Origin of the sequence: Pseudomonas sp. AL03, from assembly GCF_029960815.1 — a bacterium.
GTDB lineage: Bacteria > Pseudomonadota > Gammaproteobacteria > Pseudomonadales > Pseudomonadaceae > Aquipseudomonas.
Genome location: NZ_JASBRE010000004.1, coordinates 64,366 through 86,456, shown reverse-complemented (window position 1 = coordinate 86,456; position 22,091 = coordinate 64,366). Strand labels below are relative to the sequence as shown.

Sequence of the window (22,091 nt, the reverse complement as noted above, 5' to 3'; positions counted from 1 at the left end):
GGCGTTCCCTTAGTAGACGTCGTGCTTGTGCGATTTGGATGCAGGCTGTTTTTGCGACGACTTGGCCTGCTCTGCAGGGTCCTGGCTGTCATCGGGCAGGTACAGCGGGCCTTTTTGACCACAGGCCGACACAAGGCAGGCAACCGCGGCGAGCGCAGCAAGGGACGAGATCAGGCGCTTCATGGCGAAATCCTTGAAAATGCATTAATTGCGCCGGAGTATACCGGCCACCCGGCAGCTTGCCTATGCGACGGGGCTCCCGTCCGGCGGGGCTTGGACCGTAGCGCGGTAACTTGTCCTGCACCGTACACGGATATTTCGTAACGCTGTCGGGCCCTTGGTCGTTATCCTTTGCAATCACCGGGGCTCGCCCGTATCTTGCGGCGCTTGAGCGTGAGTAGACACTTTTTGAGGTTCCCGCAATGAGTTTGACTGAAGCCCGTTTCCACGATCTGGTCGATGCCACCCAGCAGACGCTGGAGGATGTTTTTGACGAAAGTGACCTGGATATTGATCTGGAGAGCTCGGCCGGTGTGCTCACCGTCAAGTTCGAAAACGGCAGCCAGTTGATCTTCAGCCGTCAGGAGCCACTGCGGCAGTTGTGGCTGGCGGCGGTGTCCGGCGGGTTCCACTTCGATTACGACGAAGAGAGCGAGCGCTGGATGTGCGACAAGAGCGAGGAGCAATTGGGCGAGATGCTTGAGCGCATCGTCATGCAGCAAGCTGGCGTCGAACTCGATTTCGAAGGCCTGTGAGATCGTGACCCAGCCTGCGCCCGTTCGTCCGCCCAAGCCGCTCTACAGCAATGTCAGCCCGGCGGTGCCTTCGCCGTGCAGCGGTGTGTGTCGGCTGGATGAGCGAAAGGTCTGCCTTGGGTGTTTTCGCCCTGTCGAAGACATCCGCGAATGGCGCTCGGCCGATGACGATCGGCGGCGTGTCATCTGCGCCCAAGCAGTTCAGCGCAAGACCTCCACCTGAAGCCTTCACGCGACCTGTAGCAGCTGGCGAAGCCTGCGTTCGGCTGCGCAGCAGTCGTGAGATCAGGCGCTAAGGTGTATCAGGAATACCGAGCACTCAGGTTTTACGACTGCTGCGCAGCCGAACGCAGGCTTCGCCAGCTGCTACAAAAGTGTGTCGTCGCCCTGACTTGTATATTTATTGAGCTGTGATAGTGTCCGGTTACGCCTCAACCCATCGAGGCTCGTGAAAACCCCGCCTTTTTCTGGCGGGGTTTTGCTTTTTCTGTGCAGAAGAAAGGAGTCTGCCCAAATCATGACCGCACCTTCAATCACCCTTACCCGTCTGGACGTTCAACGTCTGGAACGCCTGATCGACAGCCTGGATGACACGCTGCCGGGCGTTATCGCGCTGCAAACCGAACTGGACCGCGCCGATACCCTGGTCGGTCACGAAGATGTGCCCGCCGATGTCGTGACCATGAACTCCCGTGTGCATTGCCGTGAAGAAATCAGTGGCAAGGACTATCACCTGACGCTGGTTTACCCGAAGGATGCCAATGCCGACGAAGGCAAGATTTCCATTCTGGCGCCAGTGGGCAGTGCCTTGCTCGGCCTGAAGGTGGGTCAGCACATCGACTGGCCGGCTCCGGGCGGCAAGACCCTCAAGCTGACGCTGCTGGAAGTCGAATCGCAGCCTGCCAATGGCGGCGCCTTCCCGGAATGACGTCCCCTCAGACCTGCTCGAGCGCGTCATTCAATGCGCGTTCCAGGTCGGCCTTGTAGCGCAAATACAGATTGCTTGAGTTCTGCCCATCACCGAGCAGGCCCGACAGATCCAGGTCGGTGATGTAGCAGCGATAGCGTTCGGTTTCACGGCGTTGCTCGACGATTTCCCGGGCGACCACGCTGAACAGTTGGTCGCCATGCTCCAACTCTGAAAACTCCCGCTGATTGCAATACAACGTGACCTGCACCTGTCCCGGTGCGGCTTTGCCGACAATCGCCTGCACGTCGTAGAACGGTTTGTTGACCGGGGTTTGCGGCGCTGGCCGAGCTTCGACCCGACGTGCCCGTACGGGGCCGGAGGGCAGCAGTTGGTAATACAAGGTGTCCAGGGTCAGCGGCTGGGCAACATCCATCGGCAGCAATGCGTCGCGCCGGTACTGGAGCGATTGCAGGAAACGTTGCAAGGGCACCAGCAGGCTTTGCTCGTCGTGGTAGGGCAAACGCTGCTGCCACAGGGCATTGAGTTCATCCAGTACGTACAGGTCGGCGTGGTATTCGTTGATCCGGTAGAACACCTGAATGCAGTCGGGCTGACCCATCGGCAGGACTAGCGCCAGGTCGTGATCTTCCAGTGCCATCGGGTCCAGGTGCAGCGGGCTGTAGCTTGCCAGCTCTTCGCCCAGATAATCGACCAGCGCCGGCAGCGTGGCGAGGGCGACATGATTGACTTGTCCGGGTACCAGTTCCAGCACGTGGTAGTGCTGCTGGACCTGTATCAGGTAACGATGATTGAGTTTGCTCAACAGCAGGTTCTGCGCGGTGTCGAGGATTTCTTCGACCCGCTGGGCGATGAACTGTGCGCGGTTGTGGCAGAAGCAACGTACTCGCAACGTGGGTTGTTGTAGCCCGCTGGGCAGGTTGTTGAGGTAATCGCGCACGCAGTCGAGCAGCGCGTGGGGGCCGTTGAAGCGGCTGACCAGCACTTCGTTCCAACTATTGAGCGTGACCTGATCCAGCGTCAGCACCAGGTTTTCCCGAACGCCGGCGTAGCTGAGCGAATCGGTGCGCTCGGTGGTCATCAGGATGTTCAGGTCGCGGTGGTGCTTGAGTGGATCGACACCGACGTTTACCAGAATCAGCACTTCGCTCGGCACACTGGCACGCAGTAACGGCTCTTCAGCGACGGTTGTCAGCGGCAGGACGATGCTCTGTTGCAGGCTGCCGAGCAGGTTGAACAGTTCGAACTCGCTCAGGTCGCTGCTGCCGGGGTGCAAGGCCAGGCGAGTGCTGCTGTCGATCACGCCATTGCGGTGACACCAGGTCAGCAGTTCCAGCAACTGGCGGCTGCGCTTGATCGGTGCGAAATGCTCCCACTCCAGGGCCGTCAGGCTGCCGTTGTACAAACCCCACTGAGGTTGACCCGATTCTTTTTTGTTCGGCGCTTGCACCAGCGTGAGGGTGTCTTCGGCCATATCCGGTGCAATGCCAGGGTTGATGAACTCGACCTTGTCGGCCTTGCGCTCGAACGCCGCGTACAGCCGCCGACCCAGCACGTTAAGGTCGCGTTTGTTGATCAGGCTGACCGTCTGTTCGTTGCGGGCGAACTCGGTCAGGAAGCGGTAGCTGTAATTGAGCTCGTTGACCAAGGCCCTGCGTTCAGCGCTGACCTGACGGACTTTCCACTGGCTGCGGCTATCGAGCAGGGCCAGTTGACGCTGATCCCAGTGCCATTCGTGGGCCAGGCGTCTAAGCAACGAACGCTGCCAGCTCTGAGTGCGACTGCTGTTGCCGGTGAGTTTGCGATTGACCTTCAGGTACAACGCCCGGCGTACCAGCTCCAGCCGTTCCGGCTCGCCACGGGCGGTGAGGTATTCCTCGATGCGCCGGTAGACCACGACGTACGGGTCCAACTCATCAAGGTCGAGCCGATTGGCAAACACCGCTTGCTTGAAGCGCAGGCTCAGGCAATGGACTTTGGGGTGTTCGCTGGCATAGACCTCGGTCAGCAGCAGTTTGAGCACCGATTTGTACGGCGATTCGATGCCCTTGAACAACTGCCAGAGCCCGGCACCGATGAACTCGCCGGGTGGGATATAGGCCAGATGCCCCAAGTCCAGGGTTTCGTCGGCACGGATGAAGCGCTTGGACATCAGCGTGTGGGTGTACCGGTCGTAGCTTGCCTCTTCGTAGACGGGCACCAGCCACCAAATGGGTGTGCGGCCGGCCAGCCAGATCGCGGTGCGATAGAACTCGTCCAGCAGCAAATAGTGCTGGGTGGTGCCGCAGTCTTCCGAGCTCAGTTGCGTATCACGTTCGCCGCGTACGAAACGGGTCGGGTCGATCAGGAAGAAATGCGCCTCAGCGCCTTGGCTGGCAGCCCAGACTTCGAGGAGCTGGCATTTTTTGCGCAGCTCAGTGAGCTCGTTTTCGCTCAAGTCCGGCCCGTGACAGACCCACACGTCCATGTCGCTCTGGTCGGCCTGGGCCAGGGTACCGAGACTGCCCATCAGGAACAGGCCGTGAATCGGTCGCGGCGGATTGCTGCCGTGGCGGGGCTTATAGGAAAACGAGCGAGTCAGGCGTTGGGCTTCGGCAAGGGCGTTGGCGTCGGGTTCGTAATTCGACAGCCCGGCTGGCGTACCGCCCGAAACGTATCCCGGCAACAGCGGATGATTGACGTGGAAAAACAGCGGCAACAGGGTCAGCACCGCTTGCTGACGGGTCGACAACCCTTCCATGGCGCGGGCCATGCGGCCTTCGTTGAGCTTCAGAAAACGTGCGCGCAGCTGGCTGAGAACCTTGCGGTCGATTCCCTCGTCCAGATCGGGGCGGATTTCATGGGTGCGGGTCATATCAGCTCAAACCGGCTTGCGGGGCTCGGACGTGGGAGGTCTCAGGATGAGGGGCAGTTTAGCGCTTCGGCCCTGGGACTTTTAAGCTGATTTTGTTTTTCTGGCGTCAGATTTTTATCGCGGGGCGACGGCAGGCAACAGAGTGAGCCCGCGGAAATCCCGTAGCAGGGGTTTCCGTGGGCGCTGCGGTAATGCTCAGGCAGTTTCCCGTACGTTGAGAATGGTCAGAACGGTTTGCACATTTTGCGCGGCGTCACGACCCAGACTGGTCAGATAACCACCATCTGGCTGGGTGATCAGTTCTTTGTCGAACAGTCTTTGGGCGGCGGCAATGGCTTTCGGGGCAGCGGTCTGATGAATTTTCAAACCTTCCTGGGAACTGTCCAGGTTGAAGAGTGCGAGGATTTCCAGTTCGGCAACCAACTCAGGGGTAAGCGACATAAGGACTCCAGACTTTCTAGGAATTGGACGACAGCGCCCCTAAGGTGATCTCACTCGGGCGGCATGTCCAGTGCTCGCGACAGGGTTTTTTCGCCTTTGTAGGAGCGAGGCTCGTCCGCGAAGAAAGATGACACGGTTTCTATGGGGGACCGCGTTGTGGTCTTCGCGGGCAAGCCTCGCTCCTACGAGAAGGGGGGATCATTTCTTTTCGGGCGGCAACTCTGGCAATGCACGCAACGCAGTTTCATACCATTCAGTGTTGAACGCGCGGTCTTCTTCGAGGATTGCGTCGATTTCTACTGCCAGAACGTGGGCCATCAGATTGAGGATTTCTTCACGCTCGTAACCCACCAATGTCAGCTTGTTGAAGGTCGCCTTGGCGGCCGGCGGATTGTCGCTTTCAATCTGGTTTTCGATGGCTTCGATCAGGGTGTTTTCGGCGAACTCTTCTTCGTCGATGTCGTCTTGGTTGTTATCGGGGGTTGGCTCGCTCATGGCAGGCTCCTCAAGTTAAGGCGGCCAGTTTACCTGCATTCAGCGCTGTGATGCTGCTGGCAAGAAGCACCTCGGCGTTCTATAAAGGGCACTGCCAACCCCTGCACGGCCTGGAGGCTAAGTGATGCTCAAGCTTTATGGATTTTCCGTCAGCAACTACTACAACATGGTCAAGCTGGCGCTGCTGGAGAAGGGACTGCCGTTTGAAGAAGTATTGTTTTACCCAGGGCCGAGCGCCGAAGCGTTCGCCATCAGCCCGCGCGGGAAGGTACCGGTGCTGGGCGTCGAACAGGGTTTCGTCAACGAAACCAGCGTGATTCTCGAATACCTCGAACACAGCCAGAAAGGCGCGCCGCTGTTGCCGAGCGATCCCTTTGAGCGGTCCCAGGTCTTGGCACTTGCCAAGGAAATCGAGCTGTACATTGAACTGCCGGGGCGCGCCTGCTATGGCGAAGCATTTTTCGGCATGACCGTGCCGGAGGCGATCAAAGACAAGACCAAAGCCGAGTTGCTGCTGGGGTTTGCCTCATTGAGCAGGCACGGCAAATTTGCCCCTTACGTGGCAGGTGACAGCCTGAGCATTGCCGATTTGTATTTCCTTTACAGCGTGCCGCTGGCGTGTGCGGTGGCGCAGAAGCTGTTTGACCTGGATTTGCTGGCTGAGATGCCGGCGGCCAAAGCGTTGCTGGAGCGTCTGGAACAGAACCCGCACGTGCAGCGGATTGCAAAGGACAAGGAAGCGGCGATGCCAGCGTTTATGGCGATGGTCGCGTCCAAAAAGTAGGTTTTTTAGCGTCTTCAAGACCGCATTCGCGGGCAAGCCTCGCTCCTACAGGATTTGTGTGATCTGTAGGAGCGAGGCTTGCCCGCGAAGCTTTTAGCGGCTAGCCAGCAATGCCTGGCCGCGAACCACAGCCTTCTTGACCTGCGCCGGCGCGGTTCCGCCGGTATGGTCACGGGCATTCACCGAGCCTTCCAGCGTCAACACGGCGAACACATCCTGATCGATCTGGTCGCTGAACTTGCGCAGCTCTTCCAGGCTCATTTCCGCCAAGTCTTTACCGCTTTCCACGCCGTACTTCACGGCATGGCCAACGATTTCGTGGCAGTCACGGAACGGCAGGCCACGACGTACCAGGTAGTCGGCCAGGTCGGTGGCGGTGGAGAAACCGCGCAGGGCCGCTTCGCGCATCATCGCGTGCTTGGGTTTGATCGCCGGGATCATGTCGGCAAAGGCTCGCAGCGAGTCACGCAACGTGTCGGCGGCGTCGAACAGCGGTTCCTTGTCTTCCTGGTTGTCCTTGTTGTAGGCCAGTGGCTGGCCTTTCATCAGGGTCAGCAGGCCCATCAGTGCGCCGAATACGCGCCCGGTCTTGCCACGCACCAACTCCGGCACGTCCGGGTTTTTCTTTTGCGGCATGATCGAGCTGCCGGTGCAGAAACGGTCTGGCAGATCGATGAACTGGAACTGGGCGCTGGTCCACAGCACCAGCTCTTCGGAGAAGCGCGACAAGTGCATCATCGCGATGCTCGCGGCCGAGCAGAATTCGATGGCGAAATCGCGATCGGAAACGTTGTCCAGCGAGTTACCGCCAACAGCGTCGAAGCCCAACAGTTGGGCGGTGAATTCGCGGTCGATCGGGTAGGTGGTGCCCGCCAGTGCAGCGCTGCCCAGTGGCATGCGATTGGTACGTTTGCGGCAATCGACCAGGCGCTCGTAGTCGCGGCTGAGCATTTCGAACCAGGCCAGCATGTGGTGCCCGAAGGTCACCGGCTGCGCGGTTTGCAGGTGAGTGAAGCCCGGCATGATGCTGCCGGCTTCGCGCTCGGCCTGCTCCAGCAAGCCTTTTTGCAGACGGGTGATTTCGCTCAGGATCAGGTCGATCTCATCACGCAGCCACAGGCGGATGTCGGTGGCGACCTGGTCGTTGCGGCTGCGGCCGGTGTGCAGCTTCTTACCGGTCACGCCGATGCGGTCGGTCAGACGCGCCTCGATGTTCATGTGCACGTCTTCGAGGTCGATGCGCCAGTCGAACTGGCCGGCCTCGATTTCACCCTGGATGGTCTTCAGACCATCGGTGATGCTGTCGCGCTCGGCATCGGTCAGCACGCCGACCTTGGCCAGCATCGTGGCGTGAGCGATCGAACCCATGATGTCGTGGCGATACAGGCGCTGGTCGAAAGTGACGGAGGCGGTGAAGCGGGCGACGAAGGCGTCGACGGGTTCACTGAAGCGGCCGCCCCAGGACTGATTGGTCTTGTCAGTGCTCATGAATTCGCTCGTATCGGCTGAAGAAAGATGGCGTTGAAAGCTGTCGCGAATAATAACAGGGTTGCCAATCCTGTCGCTGACACTGGTCGACACGTTTTTTTCTCATGCAGCGGTCCATACTCGAGCCAGCGCGTCGGGGAATTGCGCAACGATATTTTCCAATTGAGCAATATCGTGCCGGCAACCGTCTACAGTTGGACAGTAGGACAGGTGGATCAGCGCACTTCCAGGCGCTGCAACTGACTATAAGAAGAGGGGGTGTTCATATTGTGTATCAACAAACCCTACGGCGATGCTTCGCCAACGCGGGCCTGGGCCGCCAAACGCACGACAGATGAAAATTTAGCCGTCGGTCGGGCGGCACTTTTTGGCCCTCGCGCTAGTCTTAGCGTGGATCGCGGTGACGGACGTCACTTCACCTGTCTACGCTATCCTTGTGCGAGACTCACGCAGGAATCCAGCGCAATATGAATGTCCTGATCGTTGATGACGAACCCCTTGCCCGCGAGCGCCTGAGCCGAATGGTTGGCGAACTCGAGGGATACAGTGTCCTGGAGCCTGGCGCCACGAACGGCGAAGAGGCGTTGGCACTGATCGACAGCCACAAACCGGATATCGTGCTGCTCGATATCCGCATGCCGGGCCTCGATGGCCTGCAAGTGGCTGCACGATTGTGCGAACGCGAAACCCCACCCGCCGTGGTGTTCTGCGCAGGGCCCGATGAATTTGCCGTGGAAGCCTTACAGGCCAGCGCCGTAGGCTATCTGGTGAAACCTGTGCGTACAGAACAATTGCATGAAGCGTTAAAAAAGGCTGAGCGGCCCAATCGCGTCCAACTCGCGGCCCTGACCCGTCCCGCGGCCGAAAGTGGCAGCGGCCCACGCAGTCACATCAGCGCCCGTACCCGTAAAGGTATCGAACTGATCCCGTTGGGTCAGGTGGTCTATTTCATTGCGGATCACAAATACGTGACCTTGCGCCATGAAGGCGGCGAAGTGCTGCTGGATGAGCCGCTCAAGGCACTTGAAGATGAATTTGGCGACCGCTTCGTGCGCATCCACCGCAACGCGCTGGTCGCCCGCGAACGCATCGAACGCCTGCAGCGCACGCCTCTTGGGCATTTTCAGCTGTTCCTCAGAGGCTTGAACGGCGATGCCCTGATCGTCAGCCGACGGCATGTGGCCGGCGTGCGCAAGATGATGCAGCAGCTTTAATCCTCCTTTTACGGGCGGGTTTTATCCCGATTGCTGGGTGTCTGAGGCCAGGGAGGCCACGCGGTTTCTGATACAAGTCAAAGTGGATTTGGCTGAGCTGTTATTATCCGCCGTATCTATTCAGTACGGATTGATCCATGTCCTCTCGCGAAATCCGCATCGCCACCCGTAAAAGCGCTCTCGCCCTGTGGCAGGCCGAATACGTCAAAGCTCGTCTGGAAGAGGCCCATCCGGGTCTGCTCGTGACGTTGGTGCCCATGGTCAGTCGCGGTGACAAGTTGCTCGACTCGCCACTGTCGAAAATCGGCGGCAAGGGCCTGTTCGTCAAAGAGCTTGAAACCGCGTTGCTGGAAAATGAAGCCGACATCGCTGTGCACTCCATGAAAGACGTGCCGATGGACTTCCCTGAAGGTCTCGGTCTGTTCTGCATCTGCGAACGCGAAGACCCGCGCGATGCGTTCGTCTCCAACACCTACGCCAGCCTGGATGAGTTGCCGCAAGGCAGCATCGTCGGCACCTCCAGTTTGCGCCGTCAGGCTCAATTGCTGACCCGGCGTCCGGACCTGGAGATCCGCTTCCTGCGCGGTAACGTCAACACGCGCCTGGCCAAGCTCGATGCCGGCGAATACGACGCCATTATCCTTGCTGCTGCCGGCCTGATTCGTCTTGGCTTTGAAGAACGCATCACCTCGGCCATCAGCGTCGACGACAGTCTGCCGGCCGGTGGCCAAGGCGCGGTGGGTATCGAATGCCGTAGCGTCGACAGCGAAATTCACGCGCTGTTGGCGCCGCTGCACCATCAGGACACCGCCACCCGCGTGACCGCCGAACGTGCTCTCAACAAACATTTGAATGGCGGCTGCCAAGTGCCAATCGCCTGCTACGCCGTGCTTGAAGGTGAGCAGATCTGGTTGCGTGGCCTTGTCGGTGATCCGAACGGTGGTCTGCTGCTCAGCGCCGAGGCTCGAGCACCACGCAGCGACGCCGAAGCCCTGGGCGTGCAAGTGGCTGAAGACCTGCTGAGTCAAGGCGCCAACGACATTCTCAAAGCAGTCTACGGCGAGGCAGGTCACGAGTGACGCGCTGGCGCCTGCTGCTGACGCGTCCCGCGGATGAGTCGGCGGCACTGAGCAGTCTTTTGACCGAAAAAGGGATTTTCAGCAGCAGTTTGCCGCTTTTGGAGATCGAGCCGATTTCTGTCTCTGACACAATGCGCGAGGTGATTCAGGGTCTGGATCGCTTTTGCGCGGTGATCGTAGTCAGCAAGCCAGCCGCCAGAATCGCTGTGGATCTGCTCGACCGGTATCGGCCGCAACCCCCTCGTCTGAAGTGGTTCAGCGTGGGCGCAGCCACCGCGCAGATCCTCGAGGATCGCGGGCTGGACATCAACTTCCCGGTGGATGGCGATGACAGCGAAGCCTTGCTTGAGCTTCCCTCGTTGCGCGAGGCGATCGCACGACCCGGTCCACGCGTGCTGATCATGCGCGGGGAGGGCGGACGCGAGTTGCTGGCTGAGCGTTTGCGCGAGCTAGGTGCTAGTGTCGAGTATCTGGAGTTGTACAGTCGCCGCCTGCCGAAGTACCCGTCAGCGGCCCTGCCTGAGCGGATCCGGGCGGAACGCTTGAACGGGCTGGTGGTCAGCAGTGGACAGGGTTTTGAGCACCTGCATCAATTGGCCGGCGATGCCTGGCCGCAATTGGCGCGGTTGCCGTTGTTTGTTCCAAGCCCCAGGGTCGCCGAGCTGGCACGTGCCGCCGGGGCCCAAACAGTTGTGGATTGTCGCGGCGCCAGTGCCGCGGCTTTGCTGACGGCGTTACGGGAGCATCCCGGACCCGTTCTCTAATGCAAAGGATGGATACGTGAGCGAAACAGCCTTGCCTAAAGATGACGTCCAGCCAGTGCTCGATGCACCGGTTGAAACCGGGCCACCTGCGGCAGTGCAGCGCCGAGGCAATGGGCTGGCAATCGTCGCGCTGTTGCTGGGCGCTGCCGGTGTCGCCGTGGGCGGTTGGGGAGTCTGGCAGGTGCGTCACCTGCAAGCCCATACTCAACAGCAGTTGAGCCAGGTTCAGGCATTGAACGATCAGGCGCAGGACCTGAAACTCAACGAACAACGTCTGACTGCCCGCCTGGAACAAATGCCTGCCGCCGACGAGCTCGACGCGCGCAGTCGTTTAGTCACTCAACTTCAAGGCGATCAGCAACGGTTGAATCAACGTCTGGAAACGGTCCTCGGCGCCAGCCGCAAGGACTGGCGTCTGGCCGAAGCCGAGCACCTGCTGCGCCTGGCCAGCCTGCGTCTTTCCGCGTTGCAGGACATCAGCAGTGCCCAGGCCCTGGTGCAGGGCGCGGATGAAATTCTGCGCGAACAGAACGACCCGGGTTCCTTTGCCGCTCGCGAGCAAGTGGCCAAAACGCTGGTGGCATTGCGTAGCATCGAGCAGCCGGATCGCACCGGGCTGTTCCTGCGACTGGGGGCGTTGCGCGATCAGGTGATCAGCCTCACCGAGCTGGCACCCGAGTACAAGGATCGCGGTGAATCCCTGTTGGGTCTCACCGCCGATGGCGACGGCGCGAATCGCTGGGCGCAATGGTGGGATCAGGTCTCGCGCTACATCCGCATCGACTTCAACGCCGACAAGAATGTGCGTCCATTGCTGGCTGGGCAGAGCCTGAGCCAGGTTCGCCTGGCTCTGAGCCTGGCACTGGAGCAGGCGCAATGGGCCGCGCTCAATGGCCAGGCAGCCGTTTACACCCAAGCGCTGGCGGAGGCGCGGGACGTGCTCAAAGGCAACTTCAATCCGGACAACCCTCAGAGCAAAGTGATGCTTGAGCAGGTTGGCGAGTTGAGCAAGCAGCCGGTCACCGTCGTCACGCCAGATCTGGCCGGCACGCTGAGCGCGGTTCAGGGGTATCTGGAGCGGCGTAACGTCAACGCCGAGGACTCGATCAAGCCGATGGTCAAACCTGCCGCGGACACCGCGCAGGAGGCGACGCCATGAAACGCCTCTATGTGATCGTGTTCCTGGTGATCGCCGCTGCTGCCGCGCTGGGGCTTGCGATTGCCGAGCATTCCGGTTACGTGCTGATCGCCTACAAAAGTTTCCGTTACGAATCGAGCCTGTGGGCAACCCTGGCGTTGGTCGCCGTGCTGTGGCTGGTGTTCTGGGGCATCAAGGCGCTAATCGAACTGGTGACGACCTCCAGCGGTGTGGTCAATCCCTGGTCGCGACGCAACCGTAGTCGCCGGGTGCAGGTGGCGATTGAACACGGTCAGCTGGATCTGGCCGAAGGTCGCTGGGCCAGTGCGCAGCGCCATCTGCATCGGGCTGCGGAAGCCGAGCGCCAGCCTTTGCTTTACTACCTCGGCGCTGCCCGGGCCGCGAACGAACAAGGTCATTACGAGGAAAGCGACAACCTGCTGGAGCGCGCTCTAGAGCGACAACCCCAGGCAGAATTGGCGATTGCCCTGAGCCACGCCCAATTACAGACTGACCGCGGCGATACCGAAGGCGCCCTGGTGACCCTGCAAGCCATGCACGAGCGTCATCCTCATAACGTCCAGACCTTGCGTCAGTTGCAGCGCTTGCACCAACAGCGGGGCGACTGGTCGGCGGTGATTCGCCTGCTGCCGGAGCTACGCAAGGACAAGGTCCTGCCACCGGCCGAGCTGACCGAACTGGAACGCCGGGCCTGGGGTGAGAATCTGTCCCTGGCGGCGCATCAGGAAGAAGACGGGACGGTCGGCCTGCAATCGCTCAATCGCGCCTGGCAGCAGTTGACCTCCGCTCAGCGTCAGGAGCCGCAACTGGTGCTCGCTTATGCCGAGCAACTTCGGCAACTGGGTGCTCAGGTCGACGCCGAAGAAATCCTGCGAGCGGCGCTCAAGCGCAACTACAACAGTCATCTTGCACGCCTCTATGGACTCGTTCGCGGCAGTGATCCGGCACGTCAACTGCACACCGCCGAGGGCTGGCTCAAAGACCATCCGGCCGACCCGAGCCTGCTGCTGACCCTGGGGCGTTTGTGTCTGCAAAGCAGCCTTTGGGGCAAGGCCCGGGACTATCTGGAAAGCAGCTTGCGCATGCAGCGCAATCCCGAAGCCTGCGCGGAACTGGCGCGGTTGCTGGCGCAGCTGGGTGACACCGAGCGCAGCAATCAGTTGTTCCAGGAGGGCTTGGGCTTGTTGGACGAGCGCTTGCTGGCGGCACCGTTACCGGTTCCTGTTCACGCTTGATGAGTAAATGACGGGTCGCTCGAACGGGCGATCCAGTCGGCTGCAATCTGCCGGGATTTTACCTTTGTAGTCCATCATCGGCAGAGTCCTACAGAGGACTACACCTAATCCTCTCGTTCCTGTCGGGAATTCCCTACACTTCTGTTGAAGTGTCCCTGCTGGCCTGTCTTGAAAGGCTGGCGCGCTTTCCTCTACCGTAACCGCCTGTCTCTACTGTTACGGAAATGCCATGTCTTTGGCCTGCTCACGCTCCTTGTTTTTCATGGCTTTCATTGCAGGTGCCCTGGCCCTGGGCGTGTCCTATTACCTGGAATATGCGGTCGGCCTCAAGCCCTGCGGGTTGTGCCTGTTGCAGCGGTTTTCCCTCGCGTTACTCACGGGGATCTGCCTGATGGCTTCGGTGCATGGGCCGGGCCGCTTCGGGTCTTTTCTGTATTGGATGCTCGGTCTGCTTTGCAGTCTGGCGGGAACGGTCACGGCGTGGCGGCAGGTATTGCTGCAGAGCGATCCAATGCATCAGCTGTTGACGTGCTCACCCAGTCTGGCTGTTCAGTACGAGGACCTGCCCTGGTTCTGTCAGGTCACGCAGATGTTTAAAGGGGAGGCAGAGTGCGCGGAAATTTCCTGGACACTGTTCGATCTGAGCATTCCTGAGTGGAGTCTGCTGCTCTTCATGGCGATGACGGTTTTAGGTATTTATCAGGTGCTGCGTCTTGTCTGGAAAGCCTGTCAGCGACCGCTCAGCGGCGAGTTGTCACACCGGGCGCTGGCGGGTGATTAAACACTTGTATGAACTTTATCTCCTGCGTACCTTGAAGCCATTGTCGCGCGGGCATAATCTGGCCCGCACGTGTCATTGGAATTATGTTGCTCGAATGACGCTCTGCCTGGCCGATACTTGACCTTCAAGTGTGCGACGGGTGTAGGGCAGCATGACCCACAAGGGAAGAGAGATCACCATGCTCGAAAGTTGTCAGAATGCTCAAGAACGCTGGGGTGGAGTGCATCTGCTGATCGATCGCTGGTTGCAGGAGCGTCACGAACTGGTTCGGGCCTATGATGCTCTCGGCGCCAAGCCTGAGACTCTGAGCGAGAACCGCAAGCCGTTGCAGGAGTTCTGCGGCGTGCTGGTCGATTACGTGTCTGCCGGGCACTTCGAGATCTACGAACAGTTGACGGGGGAGGCCAAGGCCTTCAACGACAAGCGTGGTCTGGAGTTGGCCGAGACAATTTACCCGCGCATCGACGTCATCACCGAGAAGCTGCTCGCGTTCAACGACCTGTGTGATGCAGGTCAATGCGTGGCAGAGAAATTCAAAGAGCTGGGTGGCCTGTTGCACGAACGCTTCGAACTGGAAGACTGCCTGATCGAAGTGCTGCACACCGCTCACAAGGAAGAAGATTCGGTTCAGGCCTGAACCCCTTCCTGCAAGACCTCCAAAAACGGTGCGCTATGCGCGCCGTTTTTCGTTGCCGGTATTCAGCTTGTGGCACCGCGCAATTCGACTTCGAATACCAGCGGTGTAAACGGCGCAATCAGGTCGCCGGCACCCTCGGCGCCATAGGCTTCGGCCGATGGAATCACCAGACGCCATTTCGCGCCGACCGGCATTTGCTGCAACGCGCTGCGCCATCCGCTGATCACGCTGTCGAGACCGAACCACTGCGGCTGACTGTTCTGATCGAACACCGTGCCGTCGGGAAGGCGACCGATATACAGCACTTGGACTTTGCCGTTGGGGCCGGCTTTGGCACCAGTGCCCGGCGCCAACTCCGTTAGCAAAATTCCATCGGTCAGCTCGCGAACGCCCGGTTTGGCTTTTTCCTCGTCGAGAAACGCCCGCTCTTTTTGGAGAGCGATTTCGCTTTGTGGCAGGGTTGGTTGCAAGGCGACCTGGGCTTCGTGCTCGGCAAGAATCTGTTCGATCTGCTCATCTTTCAGCGTCAGGGGTTTGCCTTGATAGGCTTGTTGCAAACCTTCGATCAGCGCCTGAAGTTGCAGATCGGGAACCTCCTGGCGCAGGCGTTCGCCGAGGCTTGCGCCCAAGCTGTAAGAGAGATCGTGAGTGTCATCTCCTTTGGGTTTTTCGGCGGCCTGAGCCACGGAAAAAAACACGCACAGTGATAAAAAAAGGTAGCGCGACATGGGCATTCTCCGACCTGAGATGCGCAGGATTATGCCAGTGTGAATGCGCTCAACGGTGAACTGGTTTTGCGCAGGTGAAGAAGAATTTCAATCCGTTGCAACACAGCGCTTTGGATACTGTCAACATGCCCTAGCGGCGGTAGCAGCAGAGGTCTAGTATGAGCCGCACCCACGTCAGCCAGGAGGTAAACCATGTCGGCCACCAAGAAGCCAGTAAATACTCCGTTGCACTTACTCCAACAACTCTCGGGCAGCTTGCTCGAGCATCTGGAAAACGCTTGTTCCCAAGCCTTGGCTGATGCTGAAAAACTGCTCGCCAAACTGGAAAAGCAGCGCGGAAAAGCGCAGGAAAAATTGCACAAGTCCCGTACCAAATTGCAGGACGCTGCGGCGGCCGGCAAGGCCAAGGCACAAACCAAAGCCAAGGGAGCGGCGAAGGAGCTTGAGGACCTGCTTGATGCCCTCAAGGATCGTCAATCGGAAACTCGCAGCTACATTCTGCAACTCAAGCGCGATGCTCAAGAAAGCCTGAAATTGGCCCAAGGCGTCGGTCGTGTACAAGAGGCTGTCGGCAAGGCGTTGTCCCTGCGTTCGGCCAAGCCTGCTGCGGCTCCTGCCAAGAAAGCCGCTGCCAAACCGGCTGCTGCAAAAGCACCGGTCAAGTCTGCTGCGGCTCCTGTCAAGAAAGCTGCGGCTGCCAAAGCACCGGTGAAAGCCGCAGCAAAACCAGCAGCGAGAAACGCAGTCGCTGCCAGCGCTGCGAAACCGGCTGCTAAAACGACGGCTGCCAAGCCTGCCGCCGCCAAATCTGGTGCTGCAAGAACGGCCGCTGCAAAACCAGCTGCAAAAACGGCCGCTAAACCCGCAGCAAGACCAGCAGCCAAAACTGCAGCGGCGAAACCTGCTGCCAAGCCGGCCGCCAAATCTGTCGCGACTAAAACCGCTGCAAAACCTGCTGCGAGAACCGCGGCCAAACCCGCTGTAAAAGCAGCGGCCAAGCCGGCCGCTAAACCAGTTGCCAAACCGGCCACCGCCAAACCCGCTGCAACGCCTGCTCCATCAGCAACCACCTCGACAGCCACGCCGGCGTCAACACCGGCAACCGCTTCGAGTGCAGCAACCACCCCAACCAGCGCTTCCTAAGTGCCGGATACCGCGACGCGCAGCTGATGCAGCGCGTCGCGGTCCAGGTGGGCGGCGCCTGCCGTCACACCTTCCAGCCAGGCCGATAGATCGGTGGCCTCACCTTGCGGCCAACTCTGCGCCGATCGCTCCAGTCGCAACAACAGATGTCGTTCGGCCTCGAGCTCCAATGTCTTCATTTGTTCGCGCAACGTAGTCAGCTCGGCATCCTCAGTCGCGGCGGCTTTCCATTGCATGCGCAATGCTCGCAGCGGTTGAACGACATCGGTATCCCAGGGCTCGGCCACATTGCGAAGTAGCTGCAATCGCTGCTCGTTACAGGCAACACCCCGCTGTGCCAGCCACAATCCACCGAGCAGCAGGCACACATTCACGCCCGCCGCCTGTAATCGCAGGCATGCGTGTTCAACGCCGGGACGGGCGTAAGTACTAAGGGAAAAGTTCCACAGGTCAGAGGACATAGTGCTACTCGCGCCAGTTGCGAGCGAAGCTGGTAGACTCCGCCGCCATTATGATTCGACTTCAGAACCTGACTTTACAGCGTGGCCCGCAACGTCTGCTAGAAGACGCCGAGCTGACCCTGCACGCCGGCCACAAAGCCGGCCTCATCGGTGCCAACGGCGCCGGCAAATCGAGCCTGTTCGCCTTGCTTCTGGGTGACCTGCACCCGGACTCGGGTGATTGCTTCTTGCCGGCGGACTGGCGCATCGCCCACATGCGCCAGGAGATCGACACCCTCGATCGCGTGGCGGTCGACTATGTGCTCGATGGTGACCTGCGACTGCGCGAGGTGCAACGCGATCTCGCCGCAGCCGAAGCGGCCCATGACGGTGCCGCCCAGGCCCGCCTGCACTCCGAGCTCGACAGCGCCGACGGTTACACCGCCGACGCCCGAGCGCGCAAATTGCTGGCGGGGCTTGGGTTCACCAACGAGCAAATGGATCGCCAGGTAGGAGATTTCTCTGGTGGTTGGCGGATGCGTTTGAACTTGGCGCAGGCTTTGATGTGCCCCTCGGACCTTCTGCTACTCGACGAACCGACAAACCACTTGGACCTCGACGCCATCATCTGGCTCGAAGAATGGCTCAAAAGCTATCCCGGCACCTTGATGCTGATTTCCCACGACCGGGACTTCCTCGATGCCGTGGTCGATCACGTGGCCCACGTCGATCAGCGCAAGATCACCCTGTATCGCGGTGGTTATAGCGCCTTCGAACGCGCCCGTGCCGAACGTCTGGCCCAGCAACAGCAGGCCTACGAGAAGCAACAGGTGCAACGTGCGCACATGGAAAGCTACATCGCCCGCTTCAAGGCCCAGGCCACCAAGGCCCGTCAGGCCCAGAGCCGGATCAAGGCCCTGGAGCGGATGGAAGAACTGTCCGCCGCCCACGTTGATTCGCCGTTCGATTTCGTCTTCCGCGAATCGGTGAAGATCTCCAGCCCGCTGATTGACCTGTCTGATGCTCGGCTGGGTTATGGCGACAAAGCCGTGCTGGAAAAGGTCAAGCTGCAACTGACCCCCGGTGCACGGATCGGTTTGCTCGGCCCGAACGGTGCCGGTAAATCCACCCTGATCAAAAACCTCGCCGGTGAACTCGAGCCGTTGTCCGGTCGATTGACCCGTGGCGAGAACACCGTCGTCGGTTACTTCGCCCAGCATCAGCTGGATTCGCTCGACTCCAAGGCCAGCCCGTTGCTGCATATGCAGCGCCTGGCGCCGACCGAGCGCGAGCAGACCCTGCGCGACTTCCTCGGCGGGTTCGACTTCCGTGGCGCGCGGATCGATGAGCCGGTGTTGAATTTCTCCGGTGGCGAGAAGGCTCGTCTGGCGCTGGCGTTAATCGCCTGGGGCCGGCCGAACTTGCTGCTGCTCGACGAACCGACCAACCACCTGGACCTGGAAATGCGCCTGGCGCTGACCATGGCGCTTCAGGAGTTCAGCGGCGCGGTACTGGTGGTCTCCCACGATCGCCATTTGCTTAAAAGCACCACCGACAATTTTTACCTGGTGGCAGACGGCAAGGTCGAGGAATTCGACGGCGATCTGGAAGACTACACCCGTTGGCTGGTGGACTACCGTCAGCGCAATGCGCCCGTCAGCAACACCCCGGTAAACCCGGACAAGACCGACAAGAAGGCCCAGCGCCAGGCCGCCGCTGCGTTGCGTCAGCAACTGGCGCCGCACAAGCGCGAGGCCGACAAGCTCGAAGCCGAGCTGGGCAAGCTGCACGAGAAACTGGCGAAGATCGATACCAGCCTCGGCGACAGCGACATTTACGAACCGGCGCGCAAAAACGAATTGCGTGATCTGCTGGCCGAACAGGCCAAGCTGAAGGTACGTGAAGCCGAGCTGGAAGAAGCCTGGATGGAAGCACTGGAATTGCTCGAAAGCATGCAGGCGGAGCTGGAGGCGCTGTCCTGATGGAAGCCTTCAAGCTGCCATTGCCTGCCGTGTTGATCGAGCCGATCTGGCTCTTTGTGCAAATCCTGCTGATTCTGTTGGCGGGCTATGTCGCCCAGCGCTGCGTCGCCAAGTGCCTGACGCGCCTGGGTGAGCGGTATCCGTTTCCACCGCAATTGCTGATGCCGCTGCGCGGTGGTCTGCGCTGGCTGATCATGGGCAGTGCGCTGATCTTCGTACTGGAACGCCTGGGGGTGTCGGCGACGGTGCTCTGGACCGCGTTGTCCGGGTTTGTCGCGGTAGCGGCGGTGGCGTTCTTCGCGATGTGGAGCGTGCTCTCCAATCTGCTGTGCGCGATCCTGATCTTCACCGTCGGCCCCTTCCGCCTCGGCGACGTGGTCGAGTTGGTGGACACCACCGACAAGCCTGGCGTCAAAGGCCGGGTAGTGGCGATCAATCTGCTCTACACCACGCTGATCGAAGCCGAAGAACTCGGCACCGGCAGCGCGATGGTGCAAGTGCCCAACAGCCTGTTCTTCCAGCGCTCGGTTCGACGCTGGCGCGGCAACGATGTAACCCCTTCCAGCGGTTTCGAAAAGTAGCCGAAATGCCGACCACGCTGGTCGGCAGCTGTACTGTCCTGCAAAAAATCGGTAGTCATCGGCCCAACGCCGCATTAGCTTAGACATCTGTCACGAGTCTGAGTCGAGGTGTGCGATGGTGCTTCAAACATGGCTGGCGTTTTTTGCCGCCTGCTGGGTGATCAGCCTGTCCCCCGGTGCCGGCGCCATTGCGTCGATGTCCAGCGGTCTGCGATACGGTTTCTGGCGCGGTTATTGGAACGCCCTGGGCCTGCAACTGGGTCTGGCGTTACAGATTGCGATTGTCGCCGCCGGTGTCGGTGCGATCCTTGCGGCGTCGGCCACCGCTTTCTACGCGATCAAATGGTTTGGCGTGGCCTATCTGGTTTACCTGGCGGTCAAGCAATGGCGCGCGCTGCCCAATGACATGAGCGACGACGCGGCAGTCCGGCAAATCGGCAAGCCGATGGCGCTGGTGTTCCGGGGTTTCCTGGTGAACGTCAGCAACCCCAAGGCGTTAGTGTTCATGCTCGCGGTGCTGCCGCAATTCATTGATCCGCAGGCACCGCTGGTGGCGCAGTACCTGATCCTCGGTGTGACCATGATCTGCGTCGACCTGATCGTCATGGCCGGTTACACCGGGCTGGCTTCCAGGGTGTTGCGCCTGTTGCGCACGCCCAAGCAGCAAAAACGCATGAATCGCACTTTTGCCGGGCTGTTCATTGGTGCGGCGGCGTTCATGGCGACCCTTCGCAAAGCGGTGGTGTAAAACCGTCAGGCACAAAAAAGGCGACCTCTACAGGTCGCCTTATCGTTCCCACGCTCTGCGTGGGAATGCCTCAACGGACGCTCCGCGTTCGGCACTATCAGCGCAGAATGACCGGCGCTGTGTCCGCTGGCAGGTGATTGCGCAGCGGGGCTTGGCCCGGCTGTTCGTAACCGCCGCCACCGAGCTGTTGGCTCAGTTGCCCCGCCACGTCTTCCCCCAAGGACTTGGACACGTCACGCACCACCCGCGGGCGGTTCAGCGAGACACGGATGTCCCGATGGTTCATCAGTTTGGTGTCCTGACCTTCGCCCATCGCCGTGAAGGCCGAAGTGATTTCGAAGGTCTTGGTGTTGATCAGGCTGAAATCCGCCACCAGGGTCAACGCCAGCACCGCCGAGTAGCTGTCGGTGTTGGCGAGCTCGTTGATGTCGTTGTTGAAGTCGATGTCCGACACGGTGCCGAACAACACGTAGTCGGCACCTTTGAAGTTGCCGGCCTTGATCCGCTTGATCACGTCATAGACGTCACCCTTGGACGCCGATGTATAAGGCGTGCCCTGGACCAGCTGGAACATGCCGGTACGAAGAATCTCGCCTTTGATGTCGCCGGTGAATTTGCGCAATTCACCTTGTTCGATGTAGCTGCTGGTGGCTTCGATTTCGTTGTAACTCGAAGACCCGCTGGCGCCGTAGTAACTTTGGCTGTGGCTGCTCTGCGCCGAAACAATGTGGATGTACTCTTCCACGCGCTCCTGGTACGCCAGGTCCGTCACCGCGACTTTCGGGGCCGCTTGCACGCTGAACGCGCAAGCCAGGGCCATCATGCCAATCCATGCGCGCATTGATTAACGCTCCGTGGTCTTGCGGATTTCTTTCTCGTCCATCCACTCGGCCAGACCGCTTTCAACGTCAATCAGTTGCAGGCTGAATTTGTAGAAGACGTCCTTGTAGTCGCTGCTGCGCTTGACGATCGAGCTGATCGAACCTTCGATACGGTATTTGGCGGCGATCATGTTGCCGGTCTTGGCCACGGTGTTCTTCTTGTACAGACCGCTCTGGTTTTGCAGCTTGAGCTGGTCGACCTGGCTCTGCATGGCGGTGTTGTCGCTGGCGAAACGGGCGGTGCCGGTCTTCATCAGCTGGGTCTTGATGCTGGTGGTTATTTCACGCGTGTCGATGTACTCGCTGGTCTTGTTCTTCACGTCGTAGACCTGAACCACCGGACGGCCCTGCAGGATGCCGGACTGGGCCAGGGAGCGGGTCATGGATTCAGCGATCATCTGCAGGTCGGTGGAACCGAACTCGTTGGTCACGGTTTCCACAGCCTTGGTGTCGCCGTAGCTGATGCTTTTGCTGCCCAGCGTTGGCGAAGTGTTGGCGCAACCGCTGGCCAGAAGGGCGATAACGGCAATGAACGAAAAGCGTGCAAACATGGGAATGCTCTCTAGAACTGAACGAATAGGGTGTCGGGCTTAAGGCGTTTTGATTTCCAGACGGAAATCCACGGCTTTGGCGGTTGGCGCGATCGCCTGAATGAAGCGGGTCTGCTCGCCGTACATCATCTGGCTTTTCCAGGTTTCTTCTTCGGCGACGGGGAAGCCTTCAGGGCCGAGCCAGGCAAAACGGTAGTAGAAGGTCTTGTTGTTGAAGCTGGTGTTGCTCAGCTGCGCATTGACCGTCATGAAACCGTTTTCCCGGGCGACGCGCAGGGCGCCGACCACGATGTTCTTGAGTTTGCCCATGGCCACAACCTTGCTGGCGGCGCTGCCAGGTTCCGACGGTGGCGGGGTGGCGCACCCGGCCAGCAAGGCCAGGGCGACAACGGTGATGAGTTTGAAACGCATGCAAAGACTCCG

25 protein-coding genes are annotated in these 22,091 nt (G+C 59.9%); 15 read left to right on the top strand and 10 right to left on the bottom strand.

The window, feature by feature from the left end:
- Positions 1-9 precede the first annotated feature (9 nt).
- The gene (locus QK293_RS05915; protein WP_282376174.1) at positions 10-183 is read right to left on the bottom strand and encodes a lipoprotein; all 174 of its coding nucleotides are present in this window, start codon (positions 181-183) and stop codon (positions 10-12) included.
- A gap of 239 nt (positions 184-422) precedes the next feature.
- Between QK293_RS05915 and cyaY the strand changes: the two genes are divergently transcribed.
- From cyaY to rnk, 3 genes are all read left to right on the top strand, one after another.
- Positions 423-755 carry an iron donor protein CyaY gene (gene cyaY / locus QK293_RS05910; RefSeq protein WP_282376173.1) on the top strand — a complete coding sequence of 111 codons (333 nt, stop codon included), beginning with the start codon at positions 423-425 and terminating at the stop codon, positions 753-755.
- Between the two features lie 4 nt (positions 756-759).
- Positions 760-978 carry a DUF1289 domain-containing protein gene (locus QK293_RS05905; RefSeq protein ID WP_282376172.1) on the top strand — a complete coding sequence of 73 codons (219 nt, stop codon included), beginning with the start codon at positions 760-762 and terminating at the stop codon, positions 976-978.
- 294 nt (positions 979-1,272) lie between these two features.
- Positions 1,273-1,683 carry a nucleoside diphosphate kinase regulator gene (rnk, locus tag QK293_RS05900; protein WP_282376171.1) on the top strand — a complete coding sequence of 137 codons (411 nt, stop codon included), beginning with the start codon at positions 1,273-1,275 and terminating at the stop codon, positions 1,681-1,683.
- A 7-nt stretch (positions 1,684-1,690) separates the two neighbouring features.
- Here the strand turns inward: rnk and QK293_RS05895 are convergent, their stop codons facing one another.
- From QK293_RS05895 to QK293_RS05885, 3 genes are all read right to left on the bottom strand, one after another.
- Positions 1,691-4,537, bottom strand: coding sequence for a class I adenylate cyclase (locus tag QK293_RS05895; protein ID WP_282376170.1), 2,847 nt, complete (start codon positions 4,535-4,537; stop codon positions 1,691-1,693).
- A 195-nt stretch (positions 4,538-4,732) separates the two neighbouring features.
- A complete protein-coding gene (locus tag QK293_RS05890; protein WP_008150272.1) occupies positions 4,733-4,978 on the bottom strand; it encodes a TIGR02647 family protein in 246 nt (81 codons plus the stop codon).
- Positions 4,979-5,176: 198 nt separating this feature from the next.
- Positions 5,177-5,473, bottom strand: coding sequence for a hypothetical protein (locus QK293_RS05885; protein WP_282376168.1), 297 nt, complete (start codon positions 5,471-5,473; stop codon positions 5,177-5,179).
- 124 nt (positions 5,474-5,597) lie between these two features.
- On the opposite strand from QK293_RS05885, the gene QK293_RS05880 reads away from it, so the two are divergent.
- Entirely contained in the window at positions 5,598-6,257 is a 660-nt protein-coding gene (locus tag QK293_RS05880) for a glutathione S-transferase (RefSeq protein WP_282376167.1), read from the top strand.
- Between the two features lie 93 nt (positions 6,258-6,350).
- On the opposite strand, the gene argH is transcribed toward QK293_RS05880, so the two are convergent.
- On the bottom strand, positions 6,351-7,745 hold the full coding sequence (gene argH, locus QK293_RS05875; protein ID WP_282376166.1) for an argininosuccinate lyase: 1,395 nt from the start codon (positions 7,743-7,745) through the stop codon (positions 6,351-6,353).
- 467 nt (positions 7,746-8,212) lie between these two features.
- Here argH and QK293_RS05870 point away from each other — a divergent pair, with 467 nt between their 5' ends.
- The 7 genes from QK293_RS05870 (at position 8,213) to rsd (ending at position 14,614) form a co-directional block, all read left to right on the top strand.
- Positions 8,213-8,959, top strand: a complete 747-nt coding sequence (locus tag QK293_RS05870; RefSeq protein ID WP_282376164.1) for a LytTR family DNA-binding domain-containing protein — start codon at positions 8,213-8,215, stop codon at positions 8,957-8,959.
- Between the two features lie 137 nt (positions 8,960-9,096).
- On the top strand, positions 9,097-10,038 hold the full coding sequence (gene hemC, locus QK293_RS05865) for a hydroxymethylbilane synthase (protein ID WP_282376163.1): 942 nt from the start codon (positions 9,097-9,099) through the stop codon (positions 10,036-10,038).
- The gene (locus tag QK293_RS05860) at positions 10,035-10,802 is read left to right on the top strand and encodes a uroporphyrinogen-III synthase (RefSeq protein ID WP_282376162.1); all 768 of its coding nucleotides are present in this window, start codon (positions 10,035-10,037) and stop codon (positions 10,800-10,802) included. Before hemC ends, QK293_RS05860 begins: the two co-directional genes overlap by 4 nt.
- Before the next feature lie 16 nt (positions 10,803-10,818).
- Positions 10,819-11,961 (top strand): uroporphyrinogen-III C-methyltransferase, encoded by a 1,143-nt coding sequence (locus QK293_RS05855; RefSeq protein ID WP_282376161.1) that lies wholly within the window; start codon positions 10,819-10,821, stop codon positions 11,959-11,961.
- Complete coding sequence (locus QK293_RS05850) at positions 11,958-13,196, top strand: heme biosynthesis protein HemY (RefSeq protein WP_282376160.1); 1,239 nt, start codon at positions 11,958-11,960, stop codon at positions 13,194-13,196. Before QK293_RS05855 ends, QK293_RS05850 begins: the two co-directional genes overlap by 4 nt.
- Positions 13,197-13,425: 229 nt before the next feature.
- Positions 13,426-13,977, top strand: coding sequence for a disulfide bond formation protein B (locus QK293_RS05845; protein ID WP_282376158.1), 552 nt, complete (start codon positions 13,426-13,428; stop codon positions 13,975-13,977).
- Positions 13,978-14,155: 178 nt separating this feature from the next.
- Entirely contained in the window at positions 14,156-14,614 is a 459-nt protein-coding gene (gene rsd / locus QK293_RS05840; RefSeq protein ID WP_282376157.1) for a sigma D regulator, read from the top strand.
- A gap of 62 nt (positions 14,615-14,676) precedes the next feature.
- Here rsd and QK293_RS05835 read toward each other — a convergent pair whose 3' ends face one another.
- The gene (locus tag QK293_RS05835) at positions 14,677-15,342 is read right to left on the bottom strand and encodes an FKBP-type peptidyl-prolyl cis-trans isomerase (protein ID WP_282376156.1); all 666 of its coding nucleotides are present in this window, start codon (positions 15,340-15,342) and stop codon (positions 14,677-14,679) included.
- A gap of 192 nt (positions 15,343-15,534) precedes the next feature.
- Here QK293_RS05835 and QK293_RS05830 point away from each other — a divergent pair, with 192 nt between their 5' ends.
- On the top strand, positions 15,535-16,485 hold the full coding sequence (locus tag QK293_RS05830; RefSeq protein WP_282376155.1) for an AlgP family protein: 951 nt from the start codon (positions 15,535-15,537) through the stop codon (positions 16,483-16,485).
- Here the strand turns inward: QK293_RS05830 and QK293_RS05825 are convergent.
- A complete protein-coding gene (locus tag QK293_RS05825) occupies positions 16,482-16,946 on the bottom strand; it encodes a TIGR02444 family protein (RefSeq protein ID WP_282376154.1) in 465 nt (154 codons plus the stop codon). The two genes, QK293_RS05830 and QK293_RS05825, sit on opposite strands and share 4 nt — an antisense overlap.
- Before the next feature lie 50 nt (positions 16,947-16,996).
- On the opposite strand from QK293_RS05825, the gene QK293_RS05820 reads away from it, so the two are divergent.
- The 3 genes from QK293_RS05820 (at position 16,997) to QK293_RS05810 (ending at position 20,236) form a co-directional block, all read left to right on the top strand.
- On the top strand, positions 16,997-18,907 hold the full coding sequence (locus QK293_RS05820; RefSeq protein ID WP_282376153.1) for an ATP-binding cassette domain-containing protein: 1,911 nt from the start codon (positions 16,997-16,999) through the stop codon (positions 18,905-18,907).
- Positions 18,907-19,488 carry a mechanosensitive ion channel family protein gene (locus tag QK293_RS05815; RefSeq protein WP_282376152.1) on the top strand — a complete coding sequence of 194 codons (582 nt, stop codon included), beginning with the start codon at positions 18,907-18,909 and terminating at the stop codon, positions 19,486-19,488. Before QK293_RS05820 ends, QK293_RS05815 begins: the two co-directional genes overlap by 1 nt.
- A gap of 115 nt (positions 19,489-19,603) precedes the next feature.
- Positions 19,604-20,236, top strand: coding sequence for a LysE family transporter (locus tag QK293_RS05810; protein WP_282376151.1), 633 nt, complete (start codon positions 19,604-19,606; stop codon positions 20,234-20,236).
- Positions 20,237-20,333: 97 nt separating this feature from the next.
- Here QK293_RS05810 and QK293_RS05805 read toward each other — a convergent pair whose 3' ends face one another.
- From QK293_RS05805 to QK293_RS05795, 3 genes are read right to left on the bottom strand one after another with little or no spacing between them, the layout of a single operon-like run.
- Positions 20,334-21,077, bottom strand: coding sequence for a penicillin-binding protein activator LpoB (locus QK293_RS05805; RefSeq protein WP_282376150.1), 744 nt, complete (start codon positions 21,075-21,077; stop codon positions 20,334-20,336).
- Positions 21,078-21,080: 3 nt separating this feature from the next.
- A complete protein-coding gene (gene lpoB, locus QK293_RS05800) occupies positions 21,081-21,668 on the bottom strand; it encodes a penicillin-binding protein activator LpoB (protein WP_282376149.1) in 588 nt (195 codons plus the stop codon).
- 39 nt (positions 21,669-21,707) lie between these two features.
- Entirely contained in the window at positions 21,708-22,079 is a 372-nt protein-coding gene (locus tag QK293_RS05795; RefSeq protein ID WP_282376148.1) for a YcfL family protein, read from the bottom strand.
- Positions 22,080-22,091 lie beyond the last annotated feature (12 nt).

What these genes read in the sequence shown, in the direction of transcription:
- QK293_RS05915 (WP_282376174.1), bottom strand. Translation starts at nt 183, where the DNA reads ATGAAGCGCCTGATCTCGTCCCTTGCTGCGCTCGCCGCGGTTGCCTGC.
- cyaY (WP_282376173.1), top strand. Translation starts at nt 423, where the DNA reads ATGAGTTTGACTGAAGCCCGTTTCCACGATCTGGTCGATGCCACCCAG.
- rnk (WP_282376171.1), top strand. Translation starts at nt 1,273, where the DNA reads ATGACCGCACCTTCAATCACCCTTACCCGTCTGGACGTTCAACGTCTG.
- QK293_RS05895 (WP_282376170.1), bottom strand. Translation starts at nt 4,537, where the DNA reads ATGACCCGCACCCATGAAATCCGCCCCGATCTGGACGAGGGAATCGAC.
- QK293_RS05890 (WP_008150272.1), bottom strand. Translation starts at nt 4,978, where the DNA reads ATGTCGCTTACCCCTGAGTTGGTTGCCGAACTGGAAATCCTCGCACTC.
- QK293_RS05885 (WP_282376168.1), bottom strand. Translation starts at nt 5,473, where the DNA reads ATGAGCGAGCCAACCCCCGATAACAACCAAGACGACATCGACGAAGAA.
- QK293_RS05880 (WP_282376167.1), top strand. Translation starts at nt 5,598, where the DNA reads ATGCTCAAGCTTTATGGATTTTCCGTCAGCAACTACTACAACATGGTC.
- argH (WP_282376166.1), bottom strand. Translation starts at nt 7,745, where the DNA reads ATGAGCACTGACAAGACCAATCAGTCCTGGGGCGGCCGCTTCAGTGAA.
- QK293_RS05870 (WP_282376164.1), top strand. Translation starts at nt 8,213, where the DNA reads ATGAATGTCCTGATCGTTGATGACGAACCCCTTGCCCGCGAGCGCCTG.
- hemC (WP_282376163.1), top strand. Translation starts at nt 9,097, where the DNA reads ATGTCCTCTCGCGAAATCCGCATCGCCACCCGTAAAAGCGCTCTCGCC.
- QK293_RS05850 (WP_282376160.1), top strand. Translation starts at nt 11,958, where the DNA reads ATGAAACGCCTCTATGTGATCGTGTTCCTGGTGATCGCCGCTGCTGCC.
- QK293_RS05845 (WP_282376158.1), top strand. Translation starts at nt 13,426, where the DNA reads ATGTCTTTGGCCTGCTCACGCTCCTTGTTTTTCATGGCTTTCATTGCA.
- rsd (WP_282376157.1), top strand. Translation starts at nt 14,156, where the DNA reads ATGCTCGAAAGTTGTCAGAATGCTCAAGAACGCTGGGGTGGAGTGCAT.
- QK293_RS05835 (WP_282376156.1), bottom strand. Translation starts at nt 15,342, where the DNA reads ATGTCGCGCTACCTTTTTTTATCACTGTGCGTGTTTTTTTCCGTGGCT.
- QK293_RS05830 (WP_282376155.1), top strand. Translation starts at nt 15,535, where the DNA reads ATGTCGGCCACCAAGAAGCCAGTAAATACTCCGTTGCACTTACTCCAA.
- QK293_RS05825 (WP_282376154.1), bottom strand. Translation starts at nt 16,946, where the DNA reads ATGTCCTCTGACCTGTGGAACTTTTCCCTTAGTACTTACGCCCGTCCC.
- QK293_RS05820 (WP_282376153.1), top strand. Translation starts at nt 16,997, where the DNA reads ATGATTCGACTTCAGAACCTGACTTTACAGCGTGGCCCGCAACGTCTG.
- QK293_RS05815 (WP_282376152.1), top strand. Translation starts at nt 18,907, where the DNA reads ATGGAAGCCTTCAAGCTGCCATTGCCTGCCGTGTTGATCGAGCCGATC.
- QK293_RS05810 (WP_282376151.1), top strand. Translation starts at nt 19,604, where the DNA reads ATGGTGCTTCAAACATGGCTGGCGTTTTTTGCCGCCTGCTGGGTGATC.
- QK293_RS05805 (WP_282376150.1), bottom strand. Translation starts at nt 21,077, where the DNA reads ATGCGCGCATGGATTGGCATGATGGCCCTGGCTTGCGCGTTCAGCGTG.
- lpoB (WP_282376149.1), bottom strand. Translation starts at nt 21,668, where the DNA reads ATGTTTGCACGCTTTTCGTTCATTGCCGTTATCGCCCTTCTGGCCAGC.
- QK293_RS05795 (WP_282376148.1), bottom strand. Translation starts at nt 22,079, where the DNA reads ATGCGTTTCAAACTCATCACCGTTGTCGCCCTGGCCTTGCTGGCCGGG.